The sequence below is a fragment of the Embleya sp. NPDC059213 genome, assembly GCF_042754445.1.
Lineage (GTDB): Bacteria > Actinomycetota > Actinomycetes > Streptomycetales > Streptomycetaceae > Embleya.
Window position 1 is genome coordinate 1 of the sequence record NZ_JBHZAV010000280.1, and the last position, 8,779, is coordinate 8,779.

At 70.6% G+C, this 8,779-nt stretch carries 5 protein-coding genes; 3 read left to right on the top strand and 2 right to left on the bottom strand.

Going from position 1 to position 8,779, the window contains the following annotated elements:
• The first annotated feature begins 1,164 nt into the window (after positions 1-1,164).
• Complete coding sequence (locus tag ACFXMF_RS44915) at positions 1,165-2,073, top strand: LysR family transcriptional regulator (protein ID WP_379988227.1); 909 nt, start codon at positions 1,165-1,167, stop codon at positions 2,071-2,073.
• 293 nt (positions 2,074-2,366) lie between these two features.
• Entirely contained in the window at positions 2,367-3,434 is a 1,068-nt protein-coding gene (gene speB / locus ACFXMF_RS44920) for an agmatinase (RefSeq protein ID WP_360313522.1), read from the top strand.
• 1,213 nt (positions 3,435-4,647) lie between these two features.
• Here the strand turns inward: speB and ACFXMF_RS44925 are convergent.
• Positions 4,648-6,975, bottom strand: coding sequence for an ATP-binding protein (locus ACFXMF_RS44925; protein WP_379988228.1), 2,328 nt, complete (start codon positions 6,973-6,975; stop codon positions 4,648-4,650).
• A 331-nt stretch (positions 6,976-7,306) separates the two neighbouring features.
• Between ACFXMF_RS44925 and ACFXMF_RS44930 the strand changes: the two genes are divergently transcribed.
• The gene (locus tag ACFXMF_RS44930; RefSeq protein ID WP_360313518.1) at positions 7,307-7,636 is read left to right on the top strand and encodes a hypothetical protein; all 330 of its coding nucleotides are present in this window, start codon (positions 7,307-7,309) and stop codon (positions 7,634-7,636) included.
• A 292-nt stretch (positions 7,637-7,928) separates the two neighbouring features.
• On the opposite strand, the gene ACFXMF_RS44935 is transcribed toward ACFXMF_RS44930, so the two are convergent.
• Positions 7,929-8,537: a hypothetical protein gene (locus tag ACFXMF_RS44935; protein ID WP_379988229.1), complete on the bottom strand. Its 609-nt coding sequence runs from the start codon at positions 8,535-8,537 to the stop codon at positions 7,929-7,931.
• Positions 8,538-8,779 lie beyond the last annotated feature (242 nt).

Genomic DNA, 8,779 nt, shown 5'->3' on the forward strand with positions numbered 1-8,779 from the left:
AGCCTCGGGCCCGCCGTGTGGACGCGGTCCTCTCGGGGTGACCGCGGGGCGCGGGCCGTGCCCCGGGGTCACCCCGCCCGCAGTGCCTTCTGGTCGACACTGCCGAGAGCGGTGAGCGGCAGGGTCTCGCGAAGGCCGATGTGTTCCGGCGTCCAGACGCCGCCCTTGGCCCGGCGTACGTGGTCGGCGAGTTCGGTGGCAAAGACGACGAGTTCCGCCGGTGCCCCGAGGGTGTGGCTCCTCTGACGAAATGACCTCGGCGTGCGGCTCCGGCACCGGTCGCGGCGTGGCGAGCGGGTACGGCGACCGCCCCGCGCAGCGTACCCGTGCGCCCCGGCCCGGCCGTGCCCGGGCAACGTGGTCGGTCGCGCAGGGCACCGCAGTCCGGGTGGACCGAGGCGTTCGCCGGACCGGGTCGGGGCGTCCGCGCGGCGAGAGTCCGACCGGTCGGGACACCACGCCCCGCGTCACCAGGGTCAGGACGGCGAGAAGTCGTGCAAGTCCTCGTCCCACCAGTCGGGTTCCGTGTCACCCTCGTCCGCCTCGACCGGGTCGCGCATCCCGTCCTCGGAAGACCGTCCACGCGGTCCATGATCGGACGCGCGATGACGGCCGGCCACAAACCACCTGCGAACTATCGGAATCTCGTCCGTCGGAACCCAAATCGTGTCCGGCACTGGTTGCACCGGACCCGCGGAACGTTCGCCGCCACGACGGTGTCGGGACGTTCGGGTCCCGAGCAACCGGCCGGCGTCGGCAGCGAGGCGCTGTCCAGTGGCGGGTTGCCGCGGTGTGCGGGCCCATGGAGGAGAGGCTTTTCCCGGCCCGGTGGAGCACCGAGTGGCCGTCGGGGGTCCACAGCTCCTCCCCGACGTGTGTGGTCAGGGTGTCGGTATCGGTGCGGGGCGCCGGATGGCAACGCTGTTCCCGCCCATGACGACTCCTACCGCGGTGAGACCGGTGCCTCCCGGCCTCATCACCGACTGCCTGTTCGCCGGACGAGGTCGTTGGCACCATGAGTCCTGTCGGCCCCGCTGGGCTGCGTGATCGTGCGGCCGAAAGCATCGTAGAGCTTCCGCTGTCGACCAGACGGGCGGCGCGTGTAGGACACGGAGGCAATCTGAACGAGGCCGGCTGCGCAGCCGGGATACATAGCATGTATGGATGCTCGATCTTCGCCAGTTTCAGGTTCTCCGCGCCATCGCCTCGAGCGGTTCGTTGGCCGGGGCCGCCCGCGAACTCCACTACGGACAACCGACCATCAGCTACCACCTCGGAGCGCTGGAGGCGCACTTGGGGGCCAAGCTGGTGGAGCGCGGTCCCACCGGGGCGATCCTGACGGACCTCGGCACGACGGTTCTGGAGCATGCGGGCGCTGTCCTCGACCGGATCGAAGCGGTCGAGGCGGATGTCGAGGCCCGGATGAAACACGGCGTGTCGACGCTGCGCATCGGCGCCTTCCACTCCGCGGCCTCGCGGTTGCTACCCCGGGCCGTACGGGACGCCGCGATCGGTTCGGGTGTGCGCGTCGAGTTGATCGAGGCCGAACCACTCGATCTGGTCGCACAGGTACGAGCCGGGTCGCTGCACTGCGCCGTGATCTACGACATCGGTGGAGCCGAGGCACGATACGGCGCCGACATACGGGCCGAAACCCTGTTCGACGATCCGTACCGGGTGTTGCTCCCCGCGTCGCACCCTCAGGCCCGGTCGGTGGGTCCTGTCGATATCGAACTGCTCGCCGACGACGGGTGGATCGTCTCTCGCGGCTCGTACGACCCCAGCGACCAGACTCTCTTCGCGACGTGCCAGTCCCTTGGGTTCCGCCCCCGGACGGTGCTCAGGACCGATGATTACGGTGTGGTCCACGGCTTCGTCGCAGCCGGCACCGCCGTCGCTCTCGTACCCGAACTCGCCGTGGAGGAGGGGTACGACGTCGTCGTCCGCCCCGCCGTGCAGGTCCTCGGCTCTCGCAGCGTCCGGTTCCTCACCCCCCAAGGCCCACGGCCTGCTCTGGTGGAGCGGGTACGAGAGGAACTGCACCGCGTGGCATCGATCCGAAGGGTGCCCTGACCGAACCGCCCCACCGGGCAGCCGAACAACCGGCGGGTGACGCGCAGCCTCCATAGACCATATGGAGCGCTGTCGAAAGCTCCTCCATACCTTGTGGTGGCGCAAGGCTGTGAGGATTTGGGCCTGGCGCGGTGGGCGCCGCGACGGGTGGGCGGGTCGGGCAAAGCGTGGTGTGCGCACCCGCTTTGGCGTACCCGTTCGCCGATCGACGGACCTGCTCCCCGCTCCGCACGGCGCCGCACCGCAACAAGTCGGCCCGGCGGTCCGTTCCGCATGATGCAAAGGACTCTTCCATGACCCGCTATGGCGCGATGTACGGCCCCGACGTCACATTCCTCGGCGTCCCTCCCTGCAACCTGGACGAACGCTCCACGTGGGATGACGCCCAGGTGGTCATCCTCGGCGCACCCTACGACGGCGGCACCTCGTACCGTTCCGGCGCCCGCTTCGGGCCCAAGGCCATTCGGCAGGCCTGCTACCTCGAACACGACGGCAGCCGGCCCTCCCTCGCGCTGGGCGTGGACGGACTTCTCGACCTGCGCGTCATGGACGCCGGCGACGTCATGATGTTCAGCGGCAACGCACAGGAGGCACACGCCGCGTTGGAACGGGCCGTGAACACCGTCTCGGCCGCCGGCAAGACGCCCCTCATACTCGGCGGCGACCACTCGATCGCCCTCCCGAACGTCACCGGCGTCGCACGCGCGGTCGGCTGGGGCCGGGTCTCGGTCGTCCACTTCGACGCACACGCCGACACCGGCGACATCTGCCACGGTTCCCTCATCGCCCACGGCCAGCCGATGCGCCGCCTGCTCGAATCGGGCGCGGCCCGCAGCGACCGTTTCCTGCAGTTGGGCCTGCGCGGCTACTGGCCCGGCCCCGACACTCTGGAGTGGATGGCCGAACAGGGCATGCGCTCCTACGAGATGACCGAGATCGTGGAACGCGGCCTGGAAACCTGCCTGGCCGAGGCGTCGCGCACGGCACTGGACGACTGCGACGGCGTCTACCTCTCGGTGGACGTCGATGTCGTCGACCCCGGCATGGCCCCCGGGACCGGGACCCCGGAGCCCGGCGGCCTGACCTCGCGCCAACTCCTGGACAGCGTTCGCCGCCTGGCCTACGAACTACCCATCGTCGGTGTCGAGGTCGTCGAGGTCGCCCCCGGCCACGACCACGCCGACATCACCGCGATGCTCGGCAGCCGCATCGTCCTCGAAGCGCTGTCCGGCATCGCCCGCCGACAGGCCGAGCAGAACGGCCGCCTGAAGACGTGGGACCGCAGGCGCCCCCTCCTCGAGCAGTACGACTCCGCCCACCGCGACTCGAACCGCCGGCACCGCGGAGCGGCGCGCGGGTGAACCGATCCGTCACACCGTGGTCGGCCCCACCGGGCCCGCAGCCGGCGCGCTCGGGGGCACCCGCCCATGGTGGTTCCGCGCCGTCTCCGCGACGACGCCGGGCGAAATCACCAGTCCGCACGCCGATGGCGCGCCCGTCGTCACGCAACCGGTCCCGTGCCGCCGCGGACACCCCACGCCCCGCCTTCACGACCCCGCACGCCCCGCTCGTCGTCACCTCCGCCCGAAACCGTCCGAGAGGAACCGAGACCTTGGGCAAGAGGAGAAGAAGCAGGGCCCGACAACCGACTCGGGGACGTCATCGAGAAGCTGAAGGCGGCCGGCACGGCAATCCTCCTGACCACACATCGGCTCGACGAGGTCGAACGCCTCTGCGGACGCGTAGGCCATCCTGGTCGCGGGGAAGATCGTCGCCCGCGCACCTCCGCGTGAGATCCGTCGGCAAGTCAGCGGTCTGAGTCGCCGGGTGCTGCACGAAGTCATCTACCCTGTCGACAAGTTCGCCGCCGCCTTGTCGGATGCGCTCACCTGCGAGCTCCGGCGGAGCGGGCGCCTGATCCACCCTGAGAGACGGGTCGAGGAAAAACGGCGCGGCGACCGTCGCCTCACCGCCGCGCACTTCGGGGTCCGGCCGGCGCGGGCGGCCATGTCGGCGCTGTCGCCGCCTGCGGCCAGGGCGCGTTCGGCGGCTCGGGCCGCGGCCGGGACGTTGCCCGGTGCGCCTCCGGCGCCGCAGCCGCGCCCGGGACGGCGGCGGTGTGCGGGCGGTACACGGCGTTCGTGTCGATCACCGGCGACAGCCCCGACTCCCCCGATCCGGGCCTGGCGCCCGGGAGTTTCACAACCGACCTGCGGAGACGGTCCGCAACGACGCCCGCAGGGACGAACGCATGGGCGCAGAGCAGCAGCACCACCACCACCGCCCGCCCCGTCCCCGGCAGGTCTTCGAGACCGCCTCGGGCGCCCGGCTGGTCCCCCGCGTCCTGGACAAACGATCGAGACGAAGGCGTTGGTGCCCAGCGCGGACCTGAAGGCGACCACCCCCGGGAGCATCGCACTCCTGGGCGGGGAGGAGCCCTTCCGGGAGATCCCATTGTGGGGAGACAGTGAAGATCTCTCCTGAACCTCGCCCGTTGCGTCGGAGCGCTACGCGGCGGCACTCGACACGGTCGACTGGCCGAGCCGACGGCGTGCCCGGCGGCCGCGGGCTCCTTCACCCGTCGGCGTCCGTCATGAACCGGCGAGCCTCGGCCAGGTAGTCTCCGGCGTCCAGTTCCTCGAAGATGTCGGCCGCTTCCCGCAGGCGGCTTTTCGCGAGCGTCCGCCGTCCCTGTCCGAGCAGGGCCTTGCCCTGTCCGAGAAGTGCCTCGCCCTCCCCGAAGCGATCACCGCTGCGGCGAGCGATCTCGCGCGCCTTGACGTCGCAGACCTCCGCCGCCTCGAATCGGCCCAGGTCGAGGTGCCGTGAACCGGTGACGACGTACGCCAGGGCGAGGCGGTGGCCGTCGCCGCGCCGTTCGCGGATCGCCACCACTTCGAGCATCACTTCCAGGGCCTCCGCATTGCGGCCGAGCCGGGACAGGCAGGCCGCCATGGCGTTGAGAGCGGACGCCTCGCGGTCGGTGTTGCCTTCGCGTCGGGCCAACTCCAAAGCGAGGACGGAGTGTTCGAGGCCCAGTCGGGGGCGGTCGGTGCGGCCGTAGAAGATGACGAGGTTGTTGAGCACCGCGGCCTCTCCGTCGCGGTCCCCGAGGCGGCGCCGCGCGGCAAGGGCCTCGGTGAACATCGCCTCCGCCTCCCTCGTCCGGCCCAGTTCGGTGGCTGTCGCGCCCAGGCGGTTCCGGAGCCAGGCCTGTGCGGCGAGATCGCCGGTATGCCGGACCGCAGACAGGGCTTCGGTGAGCAGGGCTTCGCACTGGAGCCAGTTCTGGTTCACGGCCCGCAACACCGAGGCGGCGGCCGGAATCCGCCACGCGGCGTCGAGCCGGCCGGTAGCGATGGCGACGGTCGCCGCCGCGAGAAGATTGGCGTGCTCGACCTCCAACCAGGCGACGGCGTCGCTGCGTTCGGTGAACTGCGTCGCGGGAGCCTGAAGGGTCGAACAGGAGGCGGGCGGCAGGCCCAGCGAGGGCAGGAGGGTGGTCGCGGCGGCCTCGACCGTTTGGGCGTACCAGGTCAGCAGCCGATCCGTGGCCGGGACACGCTCGGCCGGCGGGAGCCGGTCGGCGGCCGTCTCCAGCGCGTAGGCACGCAGAATGTCGTGGAGTTCGAACCGTCCCGGTGAACGCTGCAGCAGGAGGTATTCGTCGCACAGGGCTTCCAGCGTGCCGCGTGCCGCACGCGGACCGACGCCGGCCAGGGCCGCAGCCGCCTCCGTCGTCACGTCGGTGCCGGGCTGGATCCCCAGCAGCAGGAACATCAACCGTCTGTGCGGGGGTAGGGCGTCGAAGGACAGGTCGAACACCCGCCGCAACGAACGCAGGCCGACCGTCATCGCGTCCAGGCCCCCTCGGTTCAGGTGTTCCACCAGGTCGGAAACGGTCCAGGAAGGACGGGCCCGCAGCCGCGCCGCGGCTATCGTCAACGCCAGGGGGAGGTTGCCGCAGGCTCGGGCGACCTTCGCGGCCGCGACGCGGTCGCTCTCGATCCGTTCCCCACCCGCGACGGCCGTCAGCAGATCGACCGCATCGGCGTCGCCGAGGACGTCGAGCCGATGGATCTTCGCACCGTCCAGGCCCGTGAGACTGCGCCTGCTGGTGATCAGGACCAGGCAGCCGGAGTGGGCCGGGATCAGCTCCCTGACCTGTTCCTCGTCCCCGGCGTTGTCGAGGATGAGGACGGAGGCCCTGTCCCTCATTCGGTCTCGGAACATCGCCGCTCGCTCGCCCGTCTCGGATGGTACCTGGGCACCCGGTACTCCGAGCTGTCGAAGGAACGCCGCCAGAACCTCCGACGGGTCCGCGGGCTCGTGCTCGGGGTCGAACCCGTGCAGGTTCACGTAGAGCTGGACGTCGGTGAAGTGTCCTGACCGGACCAGGTGATGTGCGGCGTGAACGGCGAGTTGGGTCTTGCCCACACCGCCCATGCCCTCGATCGCGGAGATCACCACCGTGGTGGCCCGCGAGCCCGGACCGGTCGTGGTGGCGATCAGATCGGCGAGTTCCTTCTCGCGTCCGGTGAACACGGCCAGGTCCGCCGGGAGTTGGTGCAACACCCCGATGGGTCCGCCCGTCTTCGCGTCCCGATGGACTCTGATGCCGCTCTCGCGCCAGCGCCCGGCTTCGTCTTCGCTCACGCCCAGAGCCCGCACGATCGCCGTGACGAGGTCGAGGTCCAGGCGACGGCGCCCGGGTCTGAAGACGTCCGCGAGCGTGGAGAGCGAGAGCACGCGTGCGGGCCTCATCAGCGGCCCGACCCGTCTCGCGAGCGTGCGGTACGAGGGCATCCCCGCCCACGCCCGCAGGTCTGCCAACAACTCGACGAACTGCCCCAGATCTGCGGCGCCCTCCGGATCCGGCATCCCGCCCCGCTGCCCACTCATGACGTTCGCACCCCCGTGAATCCGTGCGTCGGGCAACCCGAGTCTAGGAGCGGGGTGTACGGATTCGTACGGGAAACGTGACTCCGTCGGGCGCGGGCGACAGCCTGGCTGTGCCGCCACTTCGGCGGCGGAGGCGGAGAAGACGACCGCCGCCTCCATTCCGGGGGAATCATGGCTCGTTCGCCGGCGATGACGCTCCACCCGTGCAGCCATGCCACGCCACACACCACATCACGTTGCGCGTGCCACCTGCGGTGCCATCCGGATCCGTACATCGCACGGCGCGGCGCGACTTCAGTCTCCTTCACCTTCATGGAAGAAGAGGTGCACCGTGTTCCGAAAGATGATCACCACCCTGGCCGTCGCCGCCGCCACCGCGGCCGGCGTGGTATCCGCGGCCCCGGCCCAGGCGGCCGACCGCTGCAGCCCGACAACCCGCTACGGCGAGCGCATCTGCGTCACCGGCGTCATCTACAACCGTGCGGACGACGTCAGTTCGGTCCTGTTCACGCTCACCGGGCCCTGGACCGACTACCGGGTCTCCGCGAACGGAAAATCCGCGCTCTACTACCCCGGAAACAACGCGCTCGGTGTGAACGGCCATCTGACCACGAGCGTCTGCGTGTCCGAGGCCACCACCCATTGGTTGGCCTGCGTGTGAGTGCCGTCGCCGGCCGCGAGTGACGACCGGGCTGGGGCCCGCCCACCGAGCCCCGGCCCGGTCGCCTGCTCACGTCCCCACCCCTCCGACGTGTGCGCTTTCGTGCCCGCCATCCGACTGCCGAGAGTGAGGGGCCCCGCGTTTCCCGCCCCCATGGCTTCGGCCCGCAGCGCGCCGATCATGAACCGCCCCGGGCGAGCCCGACCCGCCTGCACCGTGAGACACGGTATGTGGCGTGCGCCGTGCCCCGGTATGCCCGGCCGGTCGCCGGGATCGGTCACCGTTCGCGTGTCTAGAGCGTCAGCGGCAAGGTCATGACCGACATCGGCGTGATCATCTCGAACAGGCCGCACGCCGTATACACCGCCGTGCGCCACCGGCGGGCGGGGCCCAGGCCCAAGTCGGCACGCGCCAGTCGGGCGACCCGGATCCGCGAGGCGTCCATGCCCGCGACGACGTGCTCCCTGAGAAATCCGAGGTCACGTTCGTCCCGCAGGGTTACCCGAGTACCGGCCGCGTCCCGCAGAATGACGTCGACGGTGGTGCCCGCCGCGCCGGGATACAGGCGTGCGCCGCGGATCAGGCGCAGGTCCGCGAGGTCGATCGTCCTGGTCCCCGTCCAGGTCCGGGTGCTCAGATAGCGGTCGTTCGGCCCGTGCAGACGCATCGGTTTCCGGGCCACGTTCGCGCCGCGCAGAAAGACGTAACACCCCATGCCGCCGGCAATGTCGGCCAGGGGTATCCAACCGTCCGCTGTCGTCCGGTCCTGGAACGGGGCGGTGCCGAAGGCGAACGCGGCTGCGGCCGCGACGACCGGGAAGACGGTCCAGCGGGCCCGCGTCATCGACGACCGGGCCGAACGCGACTGCTTGGTCGTCACCGGCACGAGGGATTCCGCCATGTCCGCCATGGCGCGACGCCAACTCACCGCCCCACGTGGCGAAACACGGGATCCCCTCGCCCCGGACCGCAGGTACCCGGCGGGCGTTCACCGCGAAGGACCGGACCCGATGGTGGTCGACGCCACCCGGTCGCGGTGCCCATGTCCGCGACACCCGACGGGACTTCGTTCTTCGGGCCCGCGACGGCGACCACTTCGCCGCCCCGGAGAACGTGTATTCACCCACACGGACCTGTCTCTTA

Coding starts and splice junctions, on each gene's coding strand:
- speB (WP_360313522.1), top strand. CDS start 2,367: ATGACCCGCTATGGCGCGATGTACGGCCCCGACGTCACATTCCTCGGC.
- ACFXMF_RS44915 (WP_379988227.1), top strand. CDS start 1,165: ATGCTCGATCTTCGCCAGTTTCAGGTTCTCCGCGCCATCGCCTCGAGC.
- ACFXMF_RS44935 (WP_379988229.1), bottom strand. CDS start 8,537: ATGGCGGAATCCCTCGTGCCGGTGACGACCAAGCAGTCGCGTTCGGCC.
- ACFXMF_RS44925 (WP_379988228.1), bottom strand. CDS start 6,975: ATGAGTGGGCAGCGGGGCGGGATGCCGGATCCGGAGGGCGCCGCAGAT.